General features: G+C 47.1%; 34 protein-coding genes. 23 read left to right on the top strand and 11 right to left on the bottom strand.

All coding sequences use genetic code 11. The features are described from left to right. Positions 1-320: 320 nt before the first annotated feature. A complete protein-coding gene (locus tag K2225_RS12015; protein WP_370632752.1) occupies positions 321-1,220 on the top strand; it encodes a metallophosphoesterase in 900 nt (299 codons plus the stop codon). Positions 1,221-1,374: 154 nt separating this feature from the next. On the opposite strand, the gene K2225_RS12010 is transcribed toward K2225_RS12015, so the two are convergent. Further along, positions 1,375-1,764 (bottom strand): sporulation protein, encoded by a 390-nt coding sequence (locus K2225_RS12010; RefSeq protein WP_220584989.1) that lies wholly within the window; start codon positions 1,762-1,764, stop codon positions 1,375-1,377. Between the two features lie 467 nt (positions 1,765-2,231). On the opposite strand from K2225_RS12010, the gene K2225_RS12005 reads away from it, so the two are divergent. Continuing rightward, positions 2,232-2,486, top strand: a complete 255-nt coding sequence (locus tag K2225_RS12005) for a hypothetical protein (RefSeq protein WP_220584988.1) — start codon at positions 2,232-2,234, stop codon at positions 2,484-2,486. 30 nt (positions 2,487-2,516) lie between these two features. On the opposite strand, the gene K2225_RS12000 is transcribed toward K2225_RS12005, so the two are convergent. After that, positions 2,517-3,134, bottom strand: a complete 618-nt coding sequence (locus tag K2225_RS12000; RefSeq protein WP_220584987.1) for an acetate uptake transporter — start codon at positions 3,132-3,134, stop codon at positions 2,517-2,519. A gap of 121 nt (positions 3,135-3,255) precedes the next feature. On the opposite strand from K2225_RS12000, the gene K2225_RS11995 reads away from it, so the two are divergent. Genes K2225_RS11995 through K2225_RS11970 form a run of 6 tightly spaced genes read left to right on the top strand, consistent with a single transcriptional unit; the run spans position 3,256 to position 5,584 of the window. Next, entirely contained in the window at positions 3,256-3,879 is a 624-nt protein-coding gene (locus K2225_RS11995; protein WP_220584986.1) for a pyridoxamine 5'-phosphate oxidase family protein, read from the top strand. A gap of 14 nt (positions 3,880-3,893) precedes the next feature. Next, positions 3,894-4,445, top strand: coding sequence for a GNAT family N-acetyltransferase (locus K2225_RS11990; RefSeq protein ID WP_220584985.1), 552 nt, complete (start codon positions 3,894-3,896; stop codon positions 4,443-4,445). Then, positions 4,445-4,627, top strand: coding sequence for a hypothetical protein (locus K2225_RS11985; RefSeq protein ID WP_220584984.1), 183 nt, complete (start codon positions 4,445-4,447; stop codon positions 4,625-4,627). Before K2225_RS11990 ends, K2225_RS11985 begins: the two co-directional genes overlap by 1 nt. Positions 4,628-4,636: 9 nt before the next feature. Next, positions 4,637-5,071, top strand: coding sequence for a hypothetical protein (locus tag K2225_RS11980; protein ID WP_220584983.1), 435 nt, complete (start codon positions 4,637-4,639; stop codon positions 5,069-5,071). A gap of 1 nt (position 5,072) precedes the next feature. Further along, positions 5,073-5,309: a hypothetical protein gene (locus K2225_RS11975; protein WP_220584982.1), complete on the top strand. Its 237-nt coding sequence runs from the start codon at positions 5,073-5,075 to the stop codon at positions 5,307-5,309. A 17-nt stretch (positions 5,310-5,326) separates the two neighbouring features. After that, positions 5,327-5,584 (top strand): hypothetical protein, encoded by a 258-nt coding sequence (locus tag K2225_RS11970; RefSeq protein WP_220584981.1) that lies wholly within the window; start codon positions 5,327-5,329, stop codon positions 5,582-5,584. Between the two features lie 135 nt (positions 5,585-5,719). Here K2225_RS11970 and K2225_RS11965 read toward each other — a convergent pair whose 3' ends face one another. After that, positions 5,720-6,013, bottom strand: coding sequence for a hypothetical protein (locus tag K2225_RS11965; RefSeq protein ID WP_220584980.1), 294 nt, complete (start codon positions 6,011-6,013; stop codon positions 5,720-5,722). A 208-nt stretch (positions 6,014-6,221) separates the two neighbouring features. Here K2225_RS11965 and K2225_RS11960 point away from each other — a divergent pair, with 208 nt between their 5' ends. The 4 genes from K2225_RS11960 to K2225_RS11945 all read left to right on the top strand — a co-directional run bounded on the left by K2225_RS11960 (position 6,222) and on the right by K2225_RS11945 (position 9,805). Continuing rightward, positions 6,222-6,761, top strand: coding sequence for a GNAT family N-acetyltransferase (locus K2225_RS11960; RefSeq protein ID WP_255574488.1), 540 nt, complete (start codon positions 6,222-6,224; stop codon positions 6,759-6,761). A gap of 210 nt (positions 6,762-6,971) precedes the next feature. Beyond that, positions 6,972-7,241: a 30S ribosomal protein S14 gene (gene rpsN / locus K2225_RS11955; protein WP_220584979.1), complete on the top strand. Its 270-nt coding sequence runs from the start codon at positions 6,972-6,974 to the stop codon at positions 7,239-7,241. 228 nt (positions 7,242-7,469) lie between these two features. Then, positions 7,470-8,609, top strand: coding sequence for an NAD(P)-binding domain-containing protein (locus tag K2225_RS11950; protein WP_220584978.1), 1,140 nt, complete (start codon positions 7,470-7,472; stop codon positions 8,607-8,609). Positions 8,610-8,620: 11 nt separating this feature from the next. After that, complete coding sequence (locus tag K2225_RS11945) at positions 8,621-9,805, top strand: GTP-binding protein (protein WP_220584977.1); 1,185 nt, start codon at positions 8,621-8,623, stop codon at positions 9,803-9,805. A 38-nt stretch (positions 9,806-9,843) separates the two neighbouring features. On the opposite strand, the gene K2225_RS11940 is transcribed toward K2225_RS11945, so the two are convergent. Both K2225_RS11940 and K2225_RS11935 read right to left on the bottom strand, forming a co-directional pair. Continuing rightward, positions 9,844-10,455, bottom strand: coding sequence for a class I SAM-dependent methyltransferase (locus K2225_RS11940; RefSeq protein WP_220585540.1), 612 nt, complete (start codon positions 10,453-10,455; stop codon positions 9,844-9,846). A 91-nt stretch (positions 10,456-10,546) separates the two neighbouring features. Next, positions 10,547-11,059 carry a peroxiredoxin family protein gene (locus K2225_RS11935; RefSeq protein WP_220584976.1) on the bottom strand — a complete coding sequence of 171 codons (513 nt, stop codon included), beginning with the start codon at positions 11,057-11,059 and terminating at the stop codon, positions 10,547-10,549. Positions 11,060-11,298: 239 nt separating this feature from the next. On the opposite strand from K2225_RS11935, the gene K2225_RS11930 reads away from it, so the two are divergent. The 9 genes from K2225_RS11930 to K2225_RS11890 all read left to right on the top strand — a co-directional run bounded on the left by K2225_RS11930 (position 11,299) and on the right by K2225_RS11890 (position 16,583). Beyond that, positions 11,299-11,721: a cytidine deaminase gene (locus K2225_RS11930; RefSeq protein WP_220584975.1), complete on the top strand. Its 423-nt coding sequence runs from the start codon at positions 11,299-11,301 to the stop codon at positions 11,719-11,721. Between the two features lie 64 nt (positions 11,722-11,785). Then, the gene (locus K2225_RS11925) at positions 11,786-11,992 is read left to right on the top strand and encodes a hypothetical protein (RefSeq protein WP_220584974.1); all 207 of its coding nucleotides are present in this window, start codon (positions 11,786-11,788) and stop codon (positions 11,990-11,992) included. 361 nt (positions 11,993-12,353) lie between these two features. Next, positions 12,354-12,722 (top strand): hypothetical protein, encoded by a 369-nt coding sequence (locus K2225_RS11920; protein ID WP_220584973.1) that lies wholly within the window; start codon positions 12,354-12,356, stop codon positions 12,720-12,722. Positions 12,723-12,752: 30 nt separating this feature from the next. Further along, positions 12,753-13,169 carry a hypothetical protein gene (locus K2225_RS11915; RefSeq protein WP_220584972.1) on the top strand — a complete coding sequence of 139 codons (417 nt, stop codon included), beginning with the start codon at positions 12,753-12,755 and terminating at the stop codon, positions 13,167-13,169. Then, positions 13,166-13,507, top strand: a complete 342-nt coding sequence (locus K2225_RS11910; RefSeq protein WP_255574487.1) for a hypothetical protein — start codon at positions 13,166-13,168, stop codon at positions 13,505-13,507. Before K2225_RS11915 ends, K2225_RS11910 begins: the two co-directional genes overlap by 4 nt. Positions 13,508-13,526: 19 nt before the next feature. Continuing rightward, positions 13,527-14,276 carry an SDR family NAD(P)-dependent oxidoreductase gene (locus tag K2225_RS11905; RefSeq protein ID WP_220584971.1) on the top strand — a complete coding sequence of 250 codons (750 nt, stop codon included), beginning with the start codon at positions 13,527-13,529 and terminating at the stop codon, positions 14,274-14,276. A gap of 17 nt (positions 14,277-14,293) precedes the next feature. Beyond that, positions 14,294-15,229: a hypothetical protein gene (locus tag K2225_RS11900; RefSeq protein WP_255574486.1), complete on the top strand. Its 936-nt coding sequence runs from the start codon at positions 14,294-14,296 to the stop codon at positions 15,227-15,229. A 29-nt stretch (positions 15,230-15,258) separates the two neighbouring features. Next, the gene (locus K2225_RS11895; RefSeq protein ID WP_220584970.1) at positions 15,259-15,732 is read left to right on the top strand and encodes a GNAT family N-acetyltransferase; all 474 of its coding nucleotides are present in this window, start codon (positions 15,259-15,261) and stop codon (positions 15,730-15,732) included. 329 nt (positions 15,733-16,061) lie between these two features. Next, entirely contained in the window at positions 16,062-16,583 is a 522-nt protein-coding gene (locus K2225_RS11890; RefSeq protein WP_220584969.1) for a GNAT family N-acetyltransferase, read from the top strand. Positions 16,584-16,727: 144 nt separating this feature from the next. Here the strand turns inward: K2225_RS11890 and K2225_RS11885 are convergent, their stop codons facing one another. Further along, entirely contained in the window at positions 16,728-17,270 is a 543-nt protein-coding gene (locus K2225_RS11885) for a hypothetical protein (protein ID WP_220584968.1), read from the bottom strand. Positions 17,271-17,496: 226 nt separating this feature from the next. Between K2225_RS11885 and K2225_RS11880 the strand changes: the two genes are divergently transcribed. Beyond that, positions 17,497-17,859: an ASCH domain-containing protein gene (locus tag K2225_RS11880; RefSeq protein ID WP_220584967.1), complete on the top strand. Its 363-nt coding sequence runs from the start codon at positions 17,497-17,499 to the stop codon at positions 17,857-17,859. A gap of 52 nt (positions 17,860-17,911) precedes the next feature. Here K2225_RS11880 and K2225_RS11875 read toward each other — a convergent pair whose 3' ends face one another. After that, the gene (locus tag K2225_RS11875; RefSeq protein WP_220584966.1) at positions 17,912-19,675 is read right to left on the bottom strand and encodes an ABC transporter substrate-binding protein; all 1,764 of its coding nucleotides are present in this window, start codon (positions 19,673-19,675) and stop codon (positions 17,912-17,914) included. A gap of 97 nt (positions 19,676-19,772) precedes the next feature. On the opposite strand from K2225_RS11875, the gene K2225_RS11870 reads away from it, so the two are divergent. Next, positions 19,773-21,038, top strand: a complete 1,266-nt coding sequence (locus K2225_RS11870) for an MDR family MFS transporter (RefSeq protein ID WP_220584965.1) — start codon at positions 19,773-19,775, stop codon at positions 21,036-21,038. A gap of 111 nt (positions 21,039-21,149) precedes the next feature. Here the strand turns inward: K2225_RS11870 and K2225_RS11865 are convergent, their stop codons facing one another. Genes K2225_RS11865 through K2225_RS11850 form a run of 4 tightly spaced genes read right to left on the bottom strand, consistent with a single transcriptional unit; the run spans position 21,150 to position 24,712 of the window. After that, a complete protein-coding gene (locus K2225_RS11865) occupies positions 21,150-21,929 on the bottom strand; it encodes an energy-coupling factor transporter transmembrane component T family protein (RefSeq protein WP_220584964.1) in 780 nt (259 codons plus the stop codon). Then, positions 21,916-23,538 (bottom strand): ABC transporter ATP-binding protein, encoded by a 1,623-nt coding sequence (locus tag K2225_RS11860; protein WP_220584963.1) that lies wholly within the window; start codon positions 23,536-23,538, stop codon positions 21,916-21,918. The genes K2225_RS11865 and K2225_RS11860 overlap by 14 nt, the downstream gene beginning before the upstream one ends. Next, entirely contained in the window at positions 23,535-24,113 is a 579-nt protein-coding gene (locus K2225_RS11855; protein ID WP_220584962.1) for an ECF transporter S component, read from the bottom strand. The genes K2225_RS11860 and K2225_RS11855 overlap by 4 nt, the downstream gene beginning before the upstream one ends. After that, positions 24,110-24,712: a YkoF family thiamine/hydroxymethylpyrimidine-binding protein gene (locus tag K2225_RS11850; protein ID WP_220584961.1), complete on the bottom strand. Its 603-nt coding sequence runs from the start codon at positions 24,710-24,712 to the stop codon at positions 24,110-24,112. Before K2225_RS11850 ends, K2225_RS11855 begins: the two co-directional genes overlap by 4 nt. Positions 24,713-24,781 lie beyond the last annotated feature (69 nt).

The raw sequence follows: 24,781 nt of genomic DNA, 5'->3' as shown, positions 1-24,781 counted from the left end.
AGCCCTGACTTCTCAGGGCTCTTTTTATGGTTATATAAAAGAATGTTTTGGATTATGAACATTCTGGGAAAGGAATGGAAATGGTGACGTTTAGAAATGGTTGGGAAAAGGTATGACCTTTATACAAACAAAAGCTCCTTTGGAAGGGTGGCGTACATAAAGATGCCGGCCTTTTTTTCTTTGTCATTCGCGCTTTTAGGAGTTGGAAGCAATAGCATTAGCTGTATCAAAATGTCCGGCGAGAAGTGGACCAAATTCTGTTCCATTTATTTAACGTCTTTAAAAAATTAAACAAAATGCAGAAGAAAGAGGGGAGAATGGTGAAATCAAAAAAACGGATGATTTTATATATCGCATTAACCGTCCTTGTGATCTTATTCACTTGGGGTTTGGTGGAACCTTACACCATGGAGGTAGAAGAAGAACAAGCTGTGATTCCTAATCTCCCGGAAGGTTGGGAAGATAAGAAAATCATAGCGATCGGTGATTTTCAAGTAGGGATGTGGTTGGACAACGATGGACAAATCGAAGATGTCGTGGACCGGATCATCGAACGGTCCCCGGATGCCGTGGTTCTGCTTGGGGACTATGTCTACCATTCTGTGAATGACCACCAGAGCGAAATGGAAAAGGTCCAGGCCTATCTAAAGCCTTTAACAGAGGAAGGCATTCCTGTTTATGCGGTGCTCGGGAATCATGATTACAACATGAGCAGCCGCAAGGTAGACCCAAGCGAAGAGACAGCTGAACGGGTGAGAAAGGAACTGGAGGAAATCGATATTGAGATTCTGCACAATCGCTCCGTGGCATTAGAGAACGAGCGCGCAGATGAACCTCTTTATCTCACTGGAATTGGTGCCAGATGGCCCGAGAATGATGAGGTTTCCCGTGCGTTTACGGACATTGAAGTAGAGGACGCACGTTTTGTCGTCATGCATAATCCGGAATCATTTGATGAAATTCCAGAGGGAGCAGCATCAACGGCGGTGGCTGGACACACGCACGGTGGTCAAATACGGATTCCGTTTACACCCCATTGGTCATGGAAAGATTTAGTTGCAAAAGGGAAAGCGCGAGTAGATGGCTGGACGAAAGAGGAATATGGCAACGAGGAAAACAGTCTGTACGTGAATCGTGGGATTGGATTGAGTATCATTCCGGTAAGGTTGAATAATCCACCTGAAATTACAGAATTCCATTTGACTTCGCCTGAGGAATAAATTTAGAAGGAAGCAGCATGGATGGAAACTGATATCCATTGCTTTCTGCCAATAATTCATAGAATTCCCACTCTAATAAACGGTAATTTTATTATGTAAACAATATAGCTGAATAAAAGCGGTACTCAAAAAGGAGTACCGCTTTTTGGGGTTTTTAACGGATTACAATGTGAATCTCATCCATGTCTGATGTTTTCGCATCATTGTGCAGCACCAGTTTGGTTTGAAGGAAATAGGTCGTCTCTGCATCATCCAAATCCAGCGTCTCTGGGAGAATGAAATGAAACGGATATTCACTTTCTTCTTTTGGTTCAAGTTCACGGTTCATCAGAACGGTTGTAATCGGTTGTAAGAGGCTCAGTTTGTTTCCTGGACTTTTCTTCATCAAGTCACATTCCAGGCGCTGAATGGTCTGCTGGTTCATTCCGCCAATCAAATGGAAAGATCCGGTCACTTTTTCTCCGGGAGCATATTCTGTTTTCGATAGGACCAAATCGACCTTGGGCATGCCTGGGCCGAACCAATTGAATAGCTTCGCTAACATCGTCAAAGCCTCCTTATCTCCTTCGTTCAAGACTGCTGGTAAAGCCAAGCCTGGAACTCTATCATTTGAATTTATAGTTGTATCATATTCGAGCGTGTACATCTCGTCAATCTTTTTTCGAAAATTCAGCCATCGACTATAAAACGCTTTCTTAGAGGTTAATCTTGGAAAAAATCTATGGTAAAGTAATCAAGGAGGAACCAAATGGATGGTCTGATCAATAGGATTGATATTTTTTCCAATAAAAAACACTCATTTATACAACATTCATGCAAAATGAATATCATAAGGTAGCATCGAAGTGGTCTGCAGAAGGCTTGGCGTACCGGGTCGCGACCGTCAGCACCACGTCATCAGTAGGTTCACCCGTTTTTAACAATTGTGACAGCGTAAAATTTAAGTTTTATGTAAGAGAAGTCGACCGTCACCGAGCGCAGGAAGCAATCCATAGTTAGGAGAAAAGTAGAATGGCGAAAAAATATTGGGCCGGTATTTTATTTTTTATCAGTGGCGTGATCCTTTATGGTTTCACATCGGTAGGGGCGGTTGTTTATTTGTCCTTTATCGAGGAATGGAGCAATCCTCCGGGGAAATATTGGAGTGCCGTGCTTCAGGGAGGCCTTCTGTTTCCGATGATTTTCAGCTGGGTTCTCATCGTGCTCGGCATCCTCTTCATGTTTTCAAAAGAATTGAAGAAGGGGTACAACCGATTGAGCAATTAAAAAAAGCCGGGAGAAACTCCCGGCCCGCTTTTATTTGAAAATGCCGAACGGTTTTCCGACAGGCAGGGTGACTTTTCCGAAATGGACATTCAAGACACTTGCGGCTGAACCGTAAAAGCTCATGATCGCAATCATTAGTTCAGCTACCGCTGCTAGCATATGCGTCGCGTGCGGGGCAATTCCGAGCGTAGATAAGGAAAGGCCGATGAACAAGAAGTCGATCAAAACAAAAATGATGAACAGCACTTTGTGCGTTTCCATTGCGCCGATCGTCATGAATATGGAAAAGATCAGATAACCGATGTAAGCGATGCCCAGTTGATGGGGGTCGACCGCTTGCGCCGCTGCTTCTCCGAAGACTCCAAAGTCGATGAGCCAGGACGTTCCGACACCGAACCAGAAGAGTCCGAAAGCGGCAAACGCCGTCGTTCCAAATGTGTTGTCATGCTTTGCATCCTGAATGGCTGCGAACAGCTGGGCAAGCCCTCCGAGGAAAATCGCCCAAGGAAGAACGAAAGATACCCCGTCTGTCCACCCAAGCTTGGCTGAAGAAGCCACCAGTGTAACCATAGCGAGTCCAAAAAGTCCGATCGCGGAAGGGTCTGCCGTTGTCATTTTTACCCGTTGCGTCGTTGTTGATTGATTCATAGATGATCCCTCCTAAAAAACATACTTGTCTAATTTACATAAAAAATAGAGGGCATGCAATGAGTTTTTTCATGTAAGCGAAACTTTCATAGAATCCAAAGGGTTGGAGAGGAAGTGGAAGATGTTCCAGCATGTCATTAAGAATGAAGAGGAGCTTCGAGCGATCATCGGCGAACCGAGTGAACTCGTGAAGAATAAGGTGATCCATCACTTGGACGAAAACTGTAAAGAGTACATCAAACAATCGCCATTCTTGACGCTCGCGACGTCTGATGCAGATGGGAATTGCGATGTGTCACCACGCGGGGATGAAAAAGGTTTCGTTCATATCTTGAATGATAGCACTCTCATTATCCCTGAGAGACCTGGAAACAAGCGTGTGGATTCAATGAAGAATCTGTTATCAAATCCCCATGCAGGGTTGATTTTTTTCATACCAGGAATGGAGGAGACGCTGAGGGTCAATGGCCGGGCGTGCCTCTTAGCGGATGAGGATCTTCTTGAAAAAATGGCACATAAAGGAAAAGTTCCTACCCTCGGAATCGCTGTAGAAGTCGAAGAATGCTTCCTCCACTGTGCCAAAGCCTTCAATCGTTCAGGTTTATGGGATAAGGGCACGTGGCTTGAAAAAGAAGAACGTCCATCCGCTACAAAAATTCTAACGGAGCACGCCAGACTTCCTGATCTGGATGAGGAAGCGGTAACCAAGCGTCTAAATGAAAGTTACAGAGAACGACTTTATTGAGAGGTGTGGGGAATATGGATTTTCAAGAATTAGAAACCGATCGTTTGAAGCTCGTTGAAATTACGGACGAATATATTGAGAGCTACTATAGCATCATGTCGAAGGATGAGGTCACCAAGTATTATGGGATGCCTTCCCTGACCAATCGCTATCAAGCGGAAAATATCGTCCATTCTTTCAGAGATAACTTTGCGGTGGAAAAGAGCATCCGCTGGGGGATCATTTGGAAAGAGACAAACGCATTCATCGGAACCGTCGGACTGAACAATTGGAGTCCCTTCAGCAGAAAGGCCGAAGTGGGCTATGAACTCGACCCGTCCTTCTGGCGCAAAAGAATCACTTCCGAAGCTGTATCTGCTGTCGTTGACTATGCGTTTCGTGAGTTGGGACTGTACAGGCTCGGGGCCGTGACTTTCCCTCAAAATGAGGCTTCCTCAGGCTTGCTGAGAAGACTGGGATTCAAAGAGGAAGGGGTTTTGAGAGGATACCTATTCCAGGATGATCAAAATCATGATGCCCTTATGTTTTCCCGCTTGCAGAAAGAGTACCTGAAGGAAGAATTCTGATGGAAATCAATCGTTTCTTCCTCATGTTCGCTACGACGATGATCCTGATTTTCGGAGGCGTTTTCTTTCTTCGCTACCTTCGCAGTGGCGAATACCTTGTCGATCATCTGCTGGGTGCACTGGCAGGTTTGCTTATTCTTATCCTTGGCCTCATTTGGAGGCAAAAGCACAAAGAAAGGTGATTTTTACATATGTGGAAGTTTCTTTTTTGGGTTTTAGGTGTGGGTCTTGTTTTCGGTGGAGGGTATATCGTCGGTGTCGTCACCTCGGATGAACCTTCTTATCAAATCATGATTCAGGAAGAGGGGGGAGAAAGCCAACCACCCGACGGAGCGGTTCTCACAGATGTCGACCACCCGGCGAAATTGGATTCCCTGCTTGGCATTCTCCTGCATAAACAACCGGCTGAAGGTGTGTCGGTGAACATAGATGACCCCGATGCCTTTCTTAAACTGATGAGCCCGCAAAGATCGATCGGATTGACAGATCACAGGATTTGGTTCACAGACAATGGGGCTGTCCTGGCAGAGGAGCACAACGGTACATGGCAGGATGCTGTCTTTTTCACGATTACAGAAAGGGATGCATCGTATATACAATCCATTATAGAGGGAGAGGAAGAATAGCTTGGAAATGGAAAAGCTGCGCGGACCCATCTATTTCCTCGGCATCTGTATCCTGTTCGCCGGTTGTGCTGCATTAAATGGGAGTAGTGGTCCTTCGATACAGCAGCAGGATCATTCCTATGAGCTGGAAGGCATCCAACAGGAACTTCAGATGCTGAGGCAGGAAGTCGAAGTATTGAATGAACAATTGTCAGAGGACGAGTCAAGTGAACGCACAGGAACAAAGCGAACGTATTAAAGATGGAGGGATCTGACATGAAGAGCGAGTTCAAGCGATATTTTTGGAAACGGTTCTGGTTGATTTTTGTTCCTCTTTATCTCATGGCCATTGGAAACGAAAGCTACATTGTCTCGAATCCCCTCATGCAATTAGAGGATTATGGCTCCTTTTTATTTTTCATGGTTTTTTATTTTATCGGTTATGGAGCGATTACGGCAGGCATCCTTCATTTATTATGGCGGGGTGGCAGAAGAATGGGAGCTTTGAGTCATGACGAGAAAGTTAGGGAGTAGAGCCGGGATGGAAAATCCCTTTTTACTCCTTTATTCATCTTGTGTTTATCATATTTTATTAGTTATATAGAATGTGAAATGGTTAAATAGAATCTCTTCTATCGCAATATAAGCCCCTGAATATCCTGTTTTCTGTCATTTCTTTCCACGGTAAGACAGAAAGGCTTTTCTCTTTCTAATAAGTGATAAGGAATGTCCTAAAGAAATAACTACTAATACTGCTATTACGACCAATGACTCCAAAAATGAACCGTTCGCCATAATGCTTATCACAACACCAATAGCTGCGGCAAAGGTTATGTTCGGAATGATTAAAATACTTTTCTTATCCACATAATCTTTATTTCTACTATATTTAAGCGAGATTAACGTGATCACTCCAAAGATTACAAAGCAGGAAGATACAAAAATAATGGCATCCGTTCTCATTTACATTTCCTCCAAAACATTTTTCACTTAATATCTATTGTTATTTCTTGGTTAGCTGAACATGAGATATTATTCAAATCGTATCATTGACTTTGATAACCGTATCATATTTTTAGCCATTTGAAATTACCAAACCTTTCAAATATAGAGATTAGACTTAAACAGAGCTTAACTATAAAAACTCGAAATTAGAGAGGAGGGGAAAGGCTTGTATTTTCCACCGGTAGAAACCGATCGTCTCCATCTGGTGAACATTAGCCAGAAGCACACGAACTTCATTTTCAAACACTTCAGTAACAACAAAGTTTGTGAGTATTTATATGATGAAGAAGACTTGGAGAATTATAACCAGGCCCTAGCACTTGTCGAATGGTTCTCTAAGCCCGAAGAAAAAGGATACAATCGCTGGGTGATGGAAAGTAAAGATCTAGGAGGCGTTCCAATTGGGACCTGCGGGTTTCACTTATGGGACCGTCAAAATCATATGGCCGAGATCGGCTATGACCTCTATCCTGACTATTGGGGCAAAGGATTGATGACAGAGGCTTTGGTGGCCTGTCTCAACAGCGGTTTTCAACAGATGAATCTGAACCGTATCCATGCGTATGTGGCGGTGGAGAATCAGCGTTCCTCCGCTTTGTTAAAACGATTAGGTTTCACTTGTGAAGGCATATTCCGGGATAAACATTATTATCAAGGACACTATTACGACCATTATACCTATTCCCTGCTCCGTAGAGAATGGTAGATTAACTGGGGTACAAGACGATAATGGCAGGAGAGGGGAGAGTTGGAAAAAATAAAAACTTCTCCCTTTACAAAATCAACGTCCTGTTATAAGATTTAATTCGTAATCGTTACTATTTGAGTGTTGAGGCCTCGCTCTTAAAAAAAGAGCGTCTATTTTTTTACTTGTTTTTAAATCGTAATCATTACTGATATAGAAAGGTGTGAAGATATGGCTAAAAAGTCAAAGGTAGCCAAAGAAAAGAAACGACAGGCTATGGTCCAGAAATATGCTGCCCTGCGCCAGGAGTTGAAGGAAAAAGGCGACTACGAGGCATTAAGAAAATTACCGAGAGATTCCTCACCCACACGCCTGACCGGCCGCTGTGAAGTCACAGGAAGGCCCCGAGGATACATGCGCAAATTCAACATGTCCCGCATCGCCTTCCGAGAATACGCCCACAAAGGCCAAATCCCAGGCGTGAAAAAATCCAGTTGGTAATGTTAAGTGTGGAGACACCCCGGGAGATGCGACAAGCATAAGCAAAATCACGTCGTGGCGTTCTTTGCCACAGAGTGAGGTTGCTTATGTCTCGAGCATCTGGGTGTCGGAACCGGATAACTACAAAAGCGCAGAGGCCTTGCTCAGCCCCGACAAGCATAAGAGGTTCGGCGGAAGTGTTTCTTTCTTCCGCTGTCTCTTACATAAAAAGAAAGAGGAGGTGGCTCGTTGTATAAATGGGTCATCATTGGTGGAGGAATCCAAGGTTGTACGGTTGCCTCCTACCTTTTACATTCAAAAAAAGCAGACACGACGAGCTTGAGAGTGATTGATCCGTACGAGGAACCTCTTCACAGGTGGAAGACACTCACCAAACGCGTAGGAATGAAATACCTGCGTTCCACTTCCGTCCACCATTTGGATCCTGACCCTCACTGCCTTAGGAAATTCAGCAAGAAAGAGGGGTATGCTCAACCCTTCATAGGACGGTATGACCGCCCAAGGCTTGATTTGTTTAACGAGTACCATGAAGGTCTTTTCCAGCAGTATGAATGGAACGATTTTTGGATGCCGGAGACGGTGACCGGCTTGGAGAAGAGACTCGATGGGTGGGTAGTCAAGACAGATCGATCAACGATAGCTGCTGAAAAGGTCATCCTCGCGATCGGGGTCAATGATCGCCCTCATTTTCCTGAATGGGCCGATCCGTCCCATGAACGTATGGGACATCTGTTTTCTGCTGGTGAAGTTAAGAAGGGTGGCTCGTTGGTCATTGTGGGTGGAGGGATTTCTGCCGCTCATTTGGCTAACACGTATGCAAAGGAGTGGGAAGGAGAGGTCACCCTCCTGAAGAGACACCCGTTCAGGATCAAAGATTTTGATAGTGACCCAGGGTGGCTGGGTCCAAAGTACATGAATGATTTTCATAAAGTGACGTGTTACGAAAAACGGCGAGAAATAATCAAAGCGGCGCGTCACCGAGGGTCCATTACGAGCGGGCTTTCGGTGAAATTGAACCGTCATGTTCGTGATGGAAGGTTAACGATTAAAACTGATCAAGTGGAAGCGGCTGTGTACAATAAGGATCATATCCATCTTCGTTTAAAAGATAATGAAGGGATCAAGGCGCAGACCGTACTGCTCGCTACCGGTGCTGAAAACGGTGTGCCAGGAATGGAGTGGCTGAACACAGTAGTTGATTCTTGCGCGTTACGAACAGCTCCATGCGGGTTTCCTGTTGTGGACGCCCAATTAGAGTGGGGGCCTGGTTTGTATGTCGCAGGAGCACTTGCCGAACTTGAAATCGGTCCTTCGGCGCGAAATATCGCGGGAGCAAGAAGAGCAGCTGAAAGAATTACTGCCATTTAGGAGGAGAACATATGAACAGAAAAATACCAGTCACCGTGTTGAGTGGATACTTAGGTTCTGGAAAGACCACATTACTGAATCATCTTCTTCATAATAAAGAAGACCGCAGGATTGCGGTGATTGTGAATGATATGAGTGAAGTGAACATTGATGCATCGATGGTCAAACAAGGAGGTTTCGCAAGGACGGAAGAAAAACTTGTGGAGCTCCAAAACGGCTGCATCTGTTGTACATTGAGGGAAGACCTGATCAAAGAGGTAGAAAAACTTTCTAGTATGGATATCGACCATATCGTCATCGAATCAACAGGAATTTCTGAACCGATCCCCGTCGCTCAAAGCTTCACCTATATCGATGAGGTACTCGGCATCAACCTCAGTGAATCGTGCCGCTTGGATACGATGGTCACCGTTGTGGATGCGAATCGCTTCTGGGACGATTACGCTTCTGGAGAATCGCTGCTGGACAGGGAGGAGGCCGCGGACGGCACCGATGAAAGGGAAGTCATTGACCTTTTGATCGATCAGATCGAGTTCGCCAATGTTTTGGTATTGAATAAAACCGACCTCGTGGATGAAATCGATCGAAAAGAACTGAAAGCTGTCCTTCAGCAACTGAACCCGGAAGCGCGTATCATCGAAACATCGTTCAGTCAGGTTCCCCTGCAAGAGGTGTTGGACACGTCGTTGTTTGATTTCGAAAAAGCGAGCCAGGGAGCAGGTTGGATCAAAGAACTGAACAATGAACACGTCCCTGAAACAGAGGAATATGGGATTGGGTCTTTCGTTTATCGTAGAAAAAGACCCTTCCATCCGGAGCGTTTCATGCACTGGTTGGAAAACTGGCCGCCTGGCATCATCCGGTCGAAAGGCTTTTTCTGGCTCGCCACAAGGAACGATGATGCCGGACTCCTTTCACAAGCTGGATCCTCCCTGATGATTCAAGGGGCCGGAAATTGGATCGCCACATTCCCTGAAAAGGAGAGGCTTGAGCTTTTTGAAGAAGATCCACAGCTTCAGGAAACATGGGATGCCCGCTACGGGGATCGTCAGACAGAGCTCGTGTTCATTGGAATCGATATGGACCGTAAGGATATCATCCAAACGTTGGATCGTTGTTTGCTGACCGATGAAGAAATGGAGAGGAGCTGGGAAGGATTACATGATCCGTTGCCAGCGTTTATGGAACAAGAATAGAACCATCATAAAAAAGTAGGGAAGCTCAAAAAGAGTCCCTACTTTTTACAAACAGCCACACCCAAAGGATAATAGACGCCTTCTCTCGGTGGCTCAATCGTGACGCCGCGCTGATAAAAGATTTCTTTTTCAGAAAAGCCCTCGAACAAACCCTCAAATTCCTCAGGTGTCAATTGAAAGTAATGGAAAGGCTGCCCGCATTCGTAATCCCTTCCTTCACCGAATGGAGTGGAGAGGACAAGGGTGCCGCCTGGTTTCAGTAAATCATACATTCGCTTCACGAATAATCGGTCATCTCTCACATGCTCGATCGTTTCAAAACTGAGAATCGTATCAAAGGTCCCGATCTCCTGAGGCAGGGCCGCGTCCATCGCATCTCCTTGTTTGAAAGTGAGCAAAGGATGATAATAGTTGTGAACCGCGTACTGCAATGTTTCCTCACAAATATCCATGCCTATGATTTCATCAATCTTCTTTTTCGTATCTTTCGCTATTTTAAGACTTCCATAACCGGTGCCACACGCGAGATCCAGTACCCTTCCATTTACATAAGGGGTGGAAAACACATACCTTGCGATGTGCTCGAGTAGGCTGTTGTTCATCGGGTCCATTTGTTTCGGGATGACCCGTTCACCCGTATCTTCTAACATATCCAGTTCACCGCTTTGTCTGATTTTTCTTACTTCAAACCAGTATAACATAGTCTATTCTCATGGATGGATCATCAGAAAAAGGGGAGCGCTAAGAGGCGCTGCCCTTGGTGTGCTGCTGATTTTTAAGATGACGGATCGTCTCCAACAAATCCCTCGCACAAGCCCTGCCATAAGGACCGGTCTGTTTTTGTTGATAAAGCAATTCACCATCGTGATTGATTAGAAAGCAAGCGGGCTCTCCGAACGAACCGACCCCTTCTTGGGAAGCGGTGAATACGCCGAACGCTTCATTAATGGAAAGGAATTCATCGGATAAGAGAGGGAATGTAAGGCTTTCTTTTTCCGACATCTGCTTCAACTCTGCAGCGTTTTCCGCCGCAATGGCCATGACCGTCACGTGCTCATTGGTCAATTTTTCAAGATGGTCCTCCATCTCTTTCAAGGCACGTACGCAGGCGGGTGACCATGACCCTCGGAAGAAAACGATCATATGCCAACAATCCCGGTGGCTTTCCTGATGCTCCTCTAATAAAAACTGTTCACCGGTGACGGTAGGTAAAATAAAATTCGGAACCCGCTCCCCAAGCCTCAACTCAGACATAGCTGCTCCTCCTTTCCTGATGGTACTTCTTCAAGATAATCCCTAAGCTCGTTAGATGTGACTGTACATTTCATTCATGAACGCTTTTATTATACGGTTCACGAAGGGTTTAAAACGGTCTTTTACTATAGATTAACCAAATTTTAAGATAATTATAATTATTGTCTGGGTGCTTATGAAACTTTTACTCCTTCCAGTCGTATAGACAAAGAGACGGAAATAGGAAAGAGGGATAGGAAATGAATAGAGAAAGAGATTTGTATGAGGAAGCAAAAGCACTGATCCAACATAGATATCCAAGCGGGTGGGGAGGAGCAGCTGCCCTAAGGTTGGAAGGTGGAACGATCCTAACCAGTGTCGCCCCGGATGTTATCAATGATGCTGTGAATCTCTGCATGGAAACAGGGGCGATCCTTGAAGCGCACAAACGGAACATGAAGGTGACTCATTCCCTTTGCATCGCCCGTGACGATGAAAGTTCTTCATTTAAAGTTTTATCGCCGTGCGGGGTGTGTCAGGAACGATTGTTTTACTGGGGTGATGAGGTGAAGGTCGCCGTGACTCATCCTGGAGACGAGCTGATGTTCAAGACACTTGCGGAAGTTCAGCCCTATCATTGGTCACGGGCTTATAAGGAAGAACTTGAAACATCGAATGAGTAGGCGTCACGCGCTGGTCGTTTCCTTTTAATAGGCAGAATTTTTCAGGGTGGGGGAGGTAGACTTTGTGGGGATGTTGATCTCTTTAATCATCATCGGAATTCTCATAGGATTGAGCTTCAATTTCGGTATTTTGTCAGTGAATAGAATCAAAGTCGGCTTCAAAGGGTTGATCGCACCCGACTCCTCTACCATTACCTGCCACCATTGCGGGAAAAGGGTGAAAAGGGGGCGGACTCAGACGGTCTGCACGAATTGTTATCAGCCCTTGTAACTTGTCTGTGTTTATCGGATGAGAGGGGCATTTTATTAGCAGGTTTACCACTTTTATTAGTAGCTTCTGTGCTTTTATTAGCAGGTTTTGTATTTTTATTAGCGACTTTTCGACTTTTATTAGCAACGTCCACTTTATAAGCCTGGAACTAAATATCACGCACTCGAAAGAAGTTTATATCTTATAGAACCCTGCTAAATTCCTAACAAAGTGAATCTTAAATCCTAACAACCTTTAACAAAATATGACTATAAACCCATGTCAGTATTTTCAAACTATTCCATACATGGTACGCTTTTAGTAAGAATACAACGGAGAGCGCTGTCATTGCGTGCTCGAATTTGCAGAAAGGTGAGACATCTTGAAGAAATTACTTGTCGTTCTTTTACTCTTAGTCGTGGGTTGCAGTGTAGCAGGGAAAGACGTCAATGCCTTTGAAGGTCATGTGACAGAAGTCAAAGTCGGCGGTCTGGAAGTCGAGTGCTCATCGGCAGTCAAGGATGGAGAGATGACGGGCACAGAAGAGGGATGGCCTTGTCTCGTACTCGTTCCTCATGACATCCCGGTTCATACCAATGATGGCGAGAACTTAAAAATGGACACGTTCAGAGAGCAAGCGAGAGAGGAAGAACTCCTCAAGATCCGAGTGAAGCTCAGCGAAAGCACAGAGATCACGGAAGATCCAGAAAGCAGGAAAGTGACAGCAGAGGAAATCACAGTCCTTGAATAGTGGTCATACATATAGGTTTGAGGTGTTTTCATGAAAAGACTTTTGTTTCATCTGGGGTTTGCTGTCTTTCTCATCGCCACGATGATGGGGCTGTTGAGCATTCGCCGAGGACTTGTAGATCAGGCGGAGATGGAATTCGACGTGCTGCCTCTGATGATTTTTGATTTTACCTTCCCGGTGGTCTTCGGGATGTTATTCGCTCTTCCTTTTTTATGGCGGAGATATAAAGAAGGCAGGCTGAAAGGTTTCCAATGGGCAGAATTGATCGGCATCGGTGTACCGAGCCTTTTCGTAACCTTATCGCACTGGTTGTTTTACACGAACTTCCCGATGAACCCGGTGACGAAATTTTTTGCGACGCATTCGTTCAACGGATCCATTCTTTTCGCCTTCATTTTCGGCTTTACCTTGATTCATAGCATTAGAAAAAGGGAAGATGCAGAATGAAAGGCATTTTTCTAGTTATGCTTGTGGCTATATTCCTCCTCTCAGCCTGTTCTCCCGGAGCAGGCGAGGGAGGACTTTTGAGCCTGAGGCAGGTGCTCAGCATGAATCCTGATGCGGACTATGTAGAATTGGAGAACGGAGACGTCTATACCCACGGAACAGAGTGGATCGAAGAGAAGAACCTGACCAAAGGCAAGAAAATTGCAACCGTTGAAAAAGGAATGGCCAGCGATCTTCCTGCAGGTACCATCCTATATGAATCGGAAGAGATCCCGGCCGTATTGATTGCAGAGTATGGAGATATAGAAAAACGTTATCACCTGGCCATGGGAGAATAAAAAGGGGGAGGTCGAAATCATGTCCACAAAGGAGAAAGTGGCTTTAGTGACAGGAGGCTCGAAAGGACTGGGGAAAAGCATCGCCCAAAATCTGGCAGCTTGCGGTGTGACAGTCATCATCAATTATCATCGCGATCAGGAGGCGGCTGATGCGGTCGTTCAAACCATCCGTGAAAATGGCGGAGACGCTTTCGCAATCCAGGCCGATGTGACGAACGAGGAAGAAGTGGACCGGCTGGTGGGAGAAGCGGAACAACAAACGGGCCGTTCCGTCAATATCGTCGTCAATAACGCGACAGGTCCACAGCCGGAATATTCTCTTGAAGAAGTGACATGGGAGGATTATCTCGATCAATTGCTGTTTACGACGAAGGCTCCGTTATTGCTGACAAAAGCCGTTATTCCTTCGATGAAGGAGGAAAAGTGGGGACGGATCATCAACATCGGAAGTGAAGTCGTCGAACTCGGCAATGCGCATTTTTCCAATTATGTAACGGCAAAGTCAGCGGTCGTCGGCATGACACGTTCATGGGCCAGTGAACTCGGAGAACATGGCATTACGGTCAACGCGGTCCATCCTGGTTTTACACCGGTGGAACGTCACGGAGAAGTATCAGAAGAGACAAAAGCTTCTTACCTTAAGGATGTGCCTTTGAAAAGAATGGGAGAACCGCACGACATAGCGAATACTGTCCGGTTCTTAAGCAGCGATGATGCATCATTCATTACAGGTCAGAACATCAGCGTCAATGGAGGGAAAACATTTTAGAGGGGTGTGTGATTGGGATGAACAAAGAGACGATGACACGCACGAGCAAATGGATCAAAAGGAACGCACGACCACTGGAAGCAGCCCGTTGGCATGCGTTGATGGAGGGCGGTTTGAAGAGTGAAGTGATCCATTACATACGCGCCTTCCAAAACGAGGATGGAGGTTTCGGTCACGGCATCGAACCGGACTTTTGGCTGCCGGCATCTTCTCCGATGGCGACATGGGCCGCCGGACAGTACTTGTTCGAATTGGATGTCGCTTCTAAAGAACGCGTCGTCCTTGATATGCTCTCGTATCTGCTTGAAACCTATGATGAAGAGACAGGGATGTGGCCATCGGTCCTTCCTGAACACAACGATCATCCACACGCCCCTTGGTGGCACTGGAAAGAAGGTGTCCAGGAAAATTGGATGTTCAACCCCGCAGCAGAACTCGCCGGTTTTCTCATTCATTGGTCGTATGAAGACAGTGAAGGTGCGAAAACGGGTTGGAGTAGTGTGGAAAAAGCTGTCGCCCATTTGATGGCCATCGATTTGATGGACTTTCATGAAGTCAACTGTTTTCAACGGTTGATGAATGTCTTGTTCCGTCATAAGGATAAAGTCGCTGACTATACCCCTTTTACATTCGAAGAAGTGAATGCCAAAACGGTTCTCCTTGCTGAAAGGTGCATAGAGAAAGACCCGCAGAGTTGGGGCAACAGCTACAAACCGCTTCCGCTCGACCTCATCCATACACCGAAACATATCCTTGCTGAAAAGCACCCGAGACTGCTGAAGGAAAACCTGGACTTTTACTTGGAGACGATGAATGAGGAGGGCGTCTGGGATCTCACATGGGATTGGGGAGATGATTCGGAGGCTTTCGCCGTCAGCAAAAGGCAGTGGCAGGGGATTTTGGCCGTGGACCGCTATCAGAAATTGAAAGCGTTCGGCCGTTTGCCTGTGTAATGAGCGCGAGGGAAAGAAGGAGAAAAGAAATGAAAATCTTAAATTTGGAGCACCTATCCACCGCAGACAAGGTGGATTTTTTTCATACCCATTGGGGTGGAACGAAGATGGTCATCTCCAGCGGTGTTTATGAATGCACAAATTTAGACGGCTTTGCAGCACTGGAAAATGAAAGAATTCTAGGGTTGATCACCTATATCAAGAAGGAGAGGGAGTGTGAGATCATCTCCCTCGACAGTTTGGCAGAAAATAAAGGCATCGGAACAGCGCTCATCCAGGCGGTAGAAGCTGAAGCAAAGCGGCTGGGCTGTTCTGTCCTTCGAGTCATTACAACGAACGACAATATAAGAGCTCTCGCTTTCTATCAAAAACGTGGATTCCGTATGACTGAAATCTTACACGATGCTGTTCAGCGCGCGCGGGAAATCAAACCGGAGATCCCGGCCATCGGTAATCATGGCATCCCGATCGTGGATGAACTTTTGTTAAAAAAGGAGATTTGATGGTATGCGGAAGTGGCAGATCCTAGGTTCGCTTCTCGTTGTAACCGGGCCTTTGCTCCTCCTCTCTGGCATTCAGGATACCTCCCTCGTGATTTCCCTGATGGTTTCGGGGGTTCTGATTCTCATCATCCATGCTCTCATAGATAAGGATGATAGTAGCAAAAGGTGCAGGCTGGGCCTCCATACATATAAACGCGTGAGTTGGAAAGAAGATGGCCCCGGGGAAATTATAGAATGCCAGCGATGCAAAAAAAGAAAAGAAGTGATGAGAGGCTTCTAATCTTATAGTCTTGCGAAATACATCACATTAGAAATAAGGAGGCTTAAAAATGAGTCCATTGAAGCTGATTGAACCTACCATAGAACTCGAGGAATCCTACCTTTGTTTTTATAAAGAATGGAAAGACAGTGGAGAAGCGATGATTCCATGGGTGATTGAAAAAGATCCAACGAACTTTCAAGCCATGGTCCAGGGCTTACATAATGATGCCAAAGGGATCGACCTGCCTGTAGGGTTCATACCCGGTTCGACCTACTGGCTCGTCAATCAAGAAAATAAAATCATCGGTGCCGTGAATATCCGTCACGCCCTGACCGAACCACTAAGAAATGCCGGCGGCCACATCGGCTACGGCATCCGTCCGTCGGAGCGCAGGAAAGGCTATGCGACGGAGCTGTTGCGCTTGTCCTTAGAAAAGTCCAATGAACTCGGCATTTCGAGTGCGCTCGTCGTCTGTGATGAAATCAACATCGGATCGATGAAGACGATTCTGAACAATGGTGGGATAGAGGACCATGATTTCATCGAGGACGATGGGAATGTCGTCAAAAGGTACTGGATTGAAACATGAAAGCCGGTGAATTCAGTCCGTTACTCTAAGGATAATCTTTTTAATTTCCCGAGTTTAAAAGGGTCCAACTAAAAAGAAACTTCCATGGTGTGTGGAAGTTTCTTTTGTCACTGTCTGAAAGTGGATTTTTTAAAGTAAGGAATGTTAACGGATGTATTCGACGGATTTTGATGGCAGGTCCTCGAGATCTTCTTCAGAAACCTCACTCATTTCAGAGAAGTGAATCCAGTACTTCACTTCCACGGAATAATCATCCGTCAATTCCTGGGTCAATTGAATCCGCTTGGCATACTCACCTGCGATCTTTACATCTTTGATTGCCGGGTCATCTGCGAATGCAATAGTAACAATTGGGGAGGCCTCGTCCTCTCCACGATAACCGAAAGAAGCCGTGTCCCCGATGGCTTTTTCCCCCATGAGCCATTCCAGAGACTCAGGGTTGTGCTTAAGGAGAGCTAAACTTAATCCATTCAGCTGTGAATGCATGAAGACGTAAATATAATCATCTTTGATTTCGTAATCCACGATATCTTCGGGCGGGAAGAAGTCATTCTCTTCCAACACTTCAATGATTTGTTCTTCCAGTGGTTTTTCGTCTTCTTGTTCAGGAGTGGCATCGACATTTTCGTCATTGGAACACCCAATCATAAAAAATAAAACAGCAACAGTCATGAAGATTTTCTTCAACGGACATCCTCCCTCTGCGAACGACGCTTTAAAAGATTTCAAAAATGGAATTTACATCCATTTGTAGTTCTTTTTCCCTAAAGCATTTAGGGGAAACCTTCCAATTGTTTTACTTATGTATGATTTGTACTTTTTAGAGTTGTAAAAGAGGATAGAGTGCCCTGTGTTGATTTGAAAAGAATGATCACATCCTTCGGTAAGCACATATTTAAAAAGGAGGGATAAAATGAAAGGTTTGTTAATTAAAGAACCATGGATCGATAGGATCTTGAATGGAGAAAAGACGTGGGAAATCCGTGGCACTCATACGAAGCAGCGAGGGACGATTGGATTGATTAAAAGTGGAACCGGTCAAGTTTTCGGAACGGTAGAGATTGTCGACAGCCTGCCTTTGACGAAATCAGTGTACGAGAAGGCTACCTGCAGGCATGGCATACCGGAAGAAGACTGTCAGCAGATGCCGTATAAACGGACCTATGCCTGGGTGCTTCAGAACCCGGTCCTTTATGAAGAACCGATTCCCTATACTCATCCGCTTGGAGCCGTCATCTGGGTCGACTTGGAGAAAGCGATGAAGGAAGAAGTTTGAATACCTACATAACCCAAAAGCCCATCCCTCGCAACGAGAGATGGGCTTTCGCTTATCGCGGAATCCATATTTTTGAAAAATCAAAGTGACCGAACGACTGAAACCGTACGTCCTGAATCATCGGGTGGAACGTGCGGACTTTCACGGGATGGTATTGGAAAATCAACAGGTGCTGTTCTCGTATGTACGTTTCAATCTCATCCATAACGCGCTCTCGTCCTTCATACGATTCCTGTCTTTTGAAATCCTCGAGTTTGTCATGGATCCACTGCAATCCCCATTCCGGGAAAAAGCGCCGGAAGAAGAGGTTCTTGTTGTAAAAAGCTCCTAAAAAGGAGAGGTGCGGGTCGAGCGATGACACTTCTCCCATGAAAATCAAATCCACATCTCTGCCCATGTCTTCCGTATAGAAATTGGAAAAGTTGAAGGGATGACGTTCAAAATGGATGCCGTATTCCGCTCCTCTTTCCTCGAGCCACTCCGCTTCTTTCACTGCACTCGGAAATTCAAGGTGAAACAGCTTCAACGGTTCTCCCGCATAGCCGGATTTTTTCAACAACTCTGGAATCCATGCGCTCTTTTTCTCCAAGTGGGTGGATCGTTTCGGCACGAAGCTGCTGGCTTCCACGTACTGATGATCACTGGGCGATTCAGGCGCATCGCCAAAGGCGCGCCAACCGAAAGAGTCCGCCACCCTTTCGATATCCAGAAGGTGATAGACGGCTTCCCGGAAATAAGGATCCTGCACGATGTTCTTTTTATGAAAATTGAACGTCAGGAAGCGGAACCCGGTTTCGATTTCGTGCTTCTGAGCGGGGTTCACGTCATCGCCGTCTGCCACCGTGAAATTGATAATACTCGCCGCTTCCTGGGAAACTTTGAAAAATTGGACCTCGTCAAGCAATGGCCGCTCTTTAAAATATCCATCAAAGGCAGCGAGGACGAGCTTGTTCTCCGTACGTTCCTTCAAATAAAAAGGTCCAGTTCCGATCCACTCCTGTTCATCGAACGGTATCCCGGAAGGGAGGATGCACAGGTTCGATGCTGCCATGTATCTTGGGAAAAATGGATTTGGTTTGTCTAAATGGATGATGACTTTATAACGGCTCGGACAATCGATGCTCCGGATCCCTTCCGTCAGCCAGGAGGTGGAGGCTTCCGTGTTCATCGCTCTCCATAACGTCGATTGGACATCCTCGCTCGTCAGCTCTTCATCATTATGGAACCGCACCCCTTTTCGTAAATGGAATGTCCACGTCCGGGACGAGTCGTCAACTTCTACATGGTGGGCGATGTGGGGGCGGACTTCATCTTTTTCCGCATCATATTTCAGCAGCGGATCCCCGAGCTGTTCAATCATATGGGCTTCGAATGTGATCGAAACTTCCAGCGGGTCGAGGGTCGTCAGCGATCGTGCAATGAAAGCATGGAGCACGTCTTTCGGACTGCTCTGCTCCCTGTAGCTGAACATTTTGCGGATATCATAGGATGCTTTGGCAATCCAGGACTTCGGGATTGGCAGTCGCAGCAGATGGGCCGCTTCATCCAGTTCGTCCCGCTCGACACACGCGGTGACGAAGTCCTCCACTTCCTTTTGGAACGGTTTCGGAAAAAGGAGGGTCGACCGTTTCCCGCGTCCTTTTCCGGGAATGTACGTCAGCTTTCCATTCGCTTCCAGTTCTTTTAAAATTCTCTTCGCATTTTTTTGAGAGCAGTACCAAATGGCTTCAAGCTCCTGCAGCTTGAACGCGATCGTTTGGGCTTCTTCCCGTTCATATAGATGAGCCCTCAATGAAAAATACCGTTCATCAAGCATCGATACACCTCCTAAAAGGGGACAGATTTTTCTAAATTGTACCCTTTTTACCCCTTTTTGGAAAGTTCATAATAGAGGGAGCAAAGGGGGAGGTCACATGTTCAAAGAATTGCACCCAAACATCCGGGTCCGCATTTATACATCCTTTCTAAGCCGGGTCGTAGGGGCAGCTGTGTTTCCATTCATGGCCATTTATTTTACAAAAGAAATCAATGCGACGGTGGCGGGCGTTCTGCTGCTGATTCAAGTCGCTGCCCAGTTCCTGACGGGTCTTTATGGTGGGTACTTGGCGGATATCATTGGCCGGAAACGCTTGATGGTGACAGGGGAGATCTTGAAGCTTGTCGCTTTCATCGGCATGTTCCTCGCAAACTCTCCGTGGTTCCAATCCGCCTGGGTGACGTTTTTCATGCTGCTGCTCATCGGTATAGCCGGAGGACTCGTGAACCCAGCGGCCGAGGCGATGCTCATCGATGTCAGTACGAAAGATTCACGGGCGTTCATGTATGCGATCAACTACTGGGCGATCAACATGTCGATGATGATCGGACTCATGATCGGCGGCTGGTTTTTCGAGAGGAACCTGTTCGAATTGATCGCCGTCCTGTTAGCCATCAGCTTGTTGACGCTCTGGATGACAAGTACAAAGATCACCGACACATATGTCGTGAGCGAAGAGAAAGTGAGGGAAGGGTACGGGCTGAAGCCGGTGTTGAAAAATTACAGCCTCGTCATGAAAGATGTCCCGTTCCTCGCGTTCACGATTGGCGGGATCGCGATCTTAGGGATCGAATTCCAGCTCAACAATTTCATTTCTGTCCGTTTAGAGCAGGACATCGCATCAAGCATGATGGATCTTTTCGGTCTATTTTCATTTGAACTGGACGGCATCCGGCTGCTCAGCCTGCTGACGGTTGCGAATACCTTATTTATCGTCCTGTTTACATCCCTATTCTCAAAATGGATCAAAGGGAAAAAAGAAGAACCGATCATGTATGCCGGCTTCGCCTTGTTCGGTCTGGGCTATGCGTTCCTCGCGTTCAGCAATCATATCCCAGGACTTTTCATCGCTGTCATCGTCCTTTCGGTTGGGGAATTGCTGTATGTTCCGACAAGGCAGTCCATCCTGGCTGATATCGTCGATGACACGCGGCGGGGAGCCTATATGGCTTTCAACGGACTCGTCTTTCAGTTCGGAAAAGTTCTCGGTGCTCTAGGGATCATCATAGGAAATGTCATCGGAGGATACGGCATGGCTGTGCTTTATGTCGGGCTCGTGTTCGCAGGCGTCCATTTTTCCAGAATGGCGATCCGGCGCAGGAAATCACCGGAAGAAATCGTTCTTGAGGCGAGTGGGTCATAAGGGTTAACGCAATCGTACTCCAACCACTAACCTCAATCGCATTTTCCTGAAGGGAACAGAATAGTGGAATGGCGAACAGCCCCCGGCTTAATAACCGGGGGCTGTTTCATGTTAAAGTTGTCCATCATACCAGGAGAAGTAACCAAAATAGAGTAAGACCGCGATCGTCACCCCAAGCATCCCGAACATCATCACAGGAAAAAGCCAATCCTTCCACTGTACTCTCATCGGACGGTAAAACGTGCGTGCCTTCGCACCGGTGAATCCTTTCGATTCCATCGCGATCGCCGTCCGCTCCGCTTTCCGTATCGCGCCGGCCAGGAGGGGAATCGCGAACCGCTGGTACTGAAGCAGTTTTTCCTTCCACGAATCCGGTCGGTTGACTCCTCGGATGCGGTGCGCCGCACGGATCTGTTGGAATTCCGTCTTCAACATCGGCAAAAAACGATACCCGGCCAGCACCCCGTAAGCGATTTTCGGTGGCAGCTTCAACTGTTGGATCAGGCTCAATATGAAATGGACCATGTTCGTCGTGAACAAAAACAGCAGCGACAAACTGGCAAACGCAAGCACCCTTAGACCGAGAGCCGCCGCCGTCCATATGTCTTCCGTTGGAAACTCCATCCCGAGGAATGAAACGGTTTCGGAAGTCGCGGAGGCGGTGTCCGAAAAGACGATCGTCGTCCAAAACATCCCGAAGGCGAACAGGGTGAACGGAATGAAATAATACAGGTAGTATCTTTTTTTGAACGTCCCGAACAGGAAGGTGACAAGAACGGTCCACACGATGTAGAGCAAAGGCGTGACCGGATCGAATACGAAAGCGAGGAGGAAGACGGCCCCGATGATCGTCAGCGCTTTGACCGTCGGATTCAGGTCATGAAGAAACATACGCAGGCTCCTCTCGCTTCCAAACGGCACGCTTCCATTGTTCTCTTGGAGGCAGTTCCAGATGATGGTCGACCAAATCAGGAAGGGCCCAAAGTTCCTTCGGCTGATCATCAAAGCTGAGTTCGCCTTCGTTCATGACAAGCACTCTTGTCGCGTATTTGTCCACGAGCTCCATGTCATGCGTGATCATCACGATTGTCGTCCCGTTTTCGTGTTTTTCTTTTAAGAGGGACATCAAATCTGAGGTCGACTTTTCATCCTGTCCGAACGTCGGTTCATCAAGGAAAAGCATCTGCTGATCCTCCACGATCATCGTCGCGACACTCAAGCGCCGCTTCTGTCCCTGACTGAGAAGGAAGGGATGTTGCTCCTCCAGTCCGTCCAACCGGCAGAACTTCAATGTTTCTTCGACGATCTTTGTCCATTCCGCTTCCTTCATGCCGGCATGCCGGAGACTGAAGGCGACTTCCTCATACACCGTATCTGTAATGAACTGGTGTTCCGGGTTTTGAAAGACATACCCGACCTCTTTGCGCATCTCATTCTCTTTCCATTTCTTCAGGGAGCGTCCGTGCAGGGAAACTGTCCCTTTGCTCGGTGACTGGATGCCAGCAAGGATTCTCGATAAGGAAGATTTCCCGCTTCCGTTTTCCCCGACGATCGCCACCCATTCCCCTTCATGAAAAGTGATATGGATGTTTCGCAAAATAGACTTCCAGTGCACATCCTCTGCTTTCAACAACACCTTCCCGGCAGATTTTGCAGGAGGATTCTCTGGGAAAGCAACGGCCGGCATTTCTCCGATGTGCAGCGGGTAGGGAGGCGTCCATTCCTGTTCCAGAGCTCTCCTTGTGGCGTAAGGGAGCTGGATCCCCATCTCATGAATGTCCAGGGCATAGGTTTTTAAATGATCGTGCAGTGGACCATCGTAGGCAAGTTCCCCATCTTCATGAATGATGAGGACTCGTTCCAACAAGTCCAGCCAGCCTTCCAACTTATGCTCAATGACAACCAAGGTGAAAGCCAATTCCTTTTTCAATCTCTTTAAAAGCTGTATGAATTCTTTTCGCGCCACCGGATCCAAATTCGCTGTCGGTTCATCGAGGATCAGCACCTCAGGCTCCATCGCGAGGATGCAGGCGAGGGCGACTTTCTGCTTCTGCCCGCCGGAAAGCTCGGAGATGTTCGCCGTTTTGTATGCTTCCATCCCGACGGAGCGTAAGGCCGTATCCACTTTTTCCACCATCAATTCATAAGGGGTATTCAAGTTCTCAAGCCCGAAGGCCACTTCATCCTCAACCGTGATCATGCAGAACTGCGTCTCCGGATCCTGGAAAACGACGCCGACGTTCTGTGCCATTTCACCCGCGGGATAGGAGTCCGTCCTCCGGCCTTTTACATAGACTTCTCCCTTCATGGAACCGTCCAGTTCCCTCGGGTAGAGGCCATTCAGGCAGTGGGTGAGGGAGCTTTTCCCCGACCCGCTTGGACCGAGGATCAGCACGTTTTCTCCTTCATCGATGGAAAAATTCAGATGGGACAGCACAGGCTTCTGTCTTTCCTCATAATGGAGGGTGAGGTCCTCGACGCGTATCACTTCCTGACTCATGCCGCATGCTTCCTTCGATGTTCTTTTCCGAGAGCGAAGCTTGACAGGACACCCGTCTTCGCCAAGGCGTCACTGAGCGCTTTTCCTGCGACACCTGAAATGATGGCACCGCTGATGATGCGGGCGATGAACATGGCTGCGACGTACCCGGTGCTGAGGGCTGCATATCCGGATAGGAAGTAGCCCCACACGAAGCTGAACACGGCAGCCATCACGCCGGCAAGCATGAGGGTGAACAGGTCATAACGCTTGTACCTCGTCATCGCGAAGGCGGATTCTGCGCCGAGCCCCTGGATCATCCCTGAAACGAGGAGCATGGGACCGACCGCATTGCCGAGCAGGACCTCAACCGCTGCGGCAATCGTTTCGGATAAAAACGCGGCGCCGGGTTTGCGGATGATGTAAGCCGCGATGATCGATACGATGAACCAGATGCCGAAGATGAGGTCATAGCCGATTGGTCCGAAAAAGCCGACGAGGATTTTTCCGACCGGAAGGAACGCCAGATACACGACCGCAAAAACGACAGAAAGGACGGACATGACGACGATTTCTTTCAGTTTCCAGCTGTTCATGAGCGATCATCCTTATGGGAAGGGCTGTTGGCGGAGACGGTCACGGTCATCACCGTATGAGAAGAGCCGCTTGCTTCCGTTTCACTGAAGACATCCTCAAGTCCTGTGAAAATGTCGCGTGTATCCCCGTCGAGACGGGTGGAGTAGTGGGCGGGCGTGACTTCGACGCCTTTTTCTTTCATCGCTTGTATTTGACGGTAGATCGTGTCCATATAATCCCCGCCACCCATCGGATACAGGGAGAACTTCGCCGCGATCCGCTGTTCGATGTTCTTGGAATGAGGCTTGTTCAACCGTTCCTCGGATTCATCCATATGGACATCCCCGGACGAATCTCCCGGGCAGCCGATGGAAAACGTCCCTTGAAAAGCGACATGGACGCCCGTTTTCGCGATATGTAATAGAATCGCTTCCATGACATCGAAGACGTGCTCCATCCGGCCACGCACGGTTGTCGTAACGTCATCCGTCTTCATCCACACTTTCGAACTGTCCACCTCACGTAAGCTCGCCTTGATATAATCCACGAAGTTGTCTGCCATCGGGTGCACCGAAAACGAGCACCCCGCGATTCTTGAAGTTCCACAGTTGTTTTTCATGTCTAATTCCTCCTTTTTTTGAGCACAAAAAAACTGCATCCCACGGGAATGCAGTCTACCAATCATAAA

The sequence above is a fragment of the Halobacillus sp. Nhm2S1 genome, assembly GCF_019599545.1.
Taxonomy (GTDB): domain Bacteria; phylum Bacillota; class Bacilli; order Bacillales; family Halobacillaceae; genus Halobacillus.
This window is presented reverse-complemented; position numbering and strand designations above follow the sequence as displayed.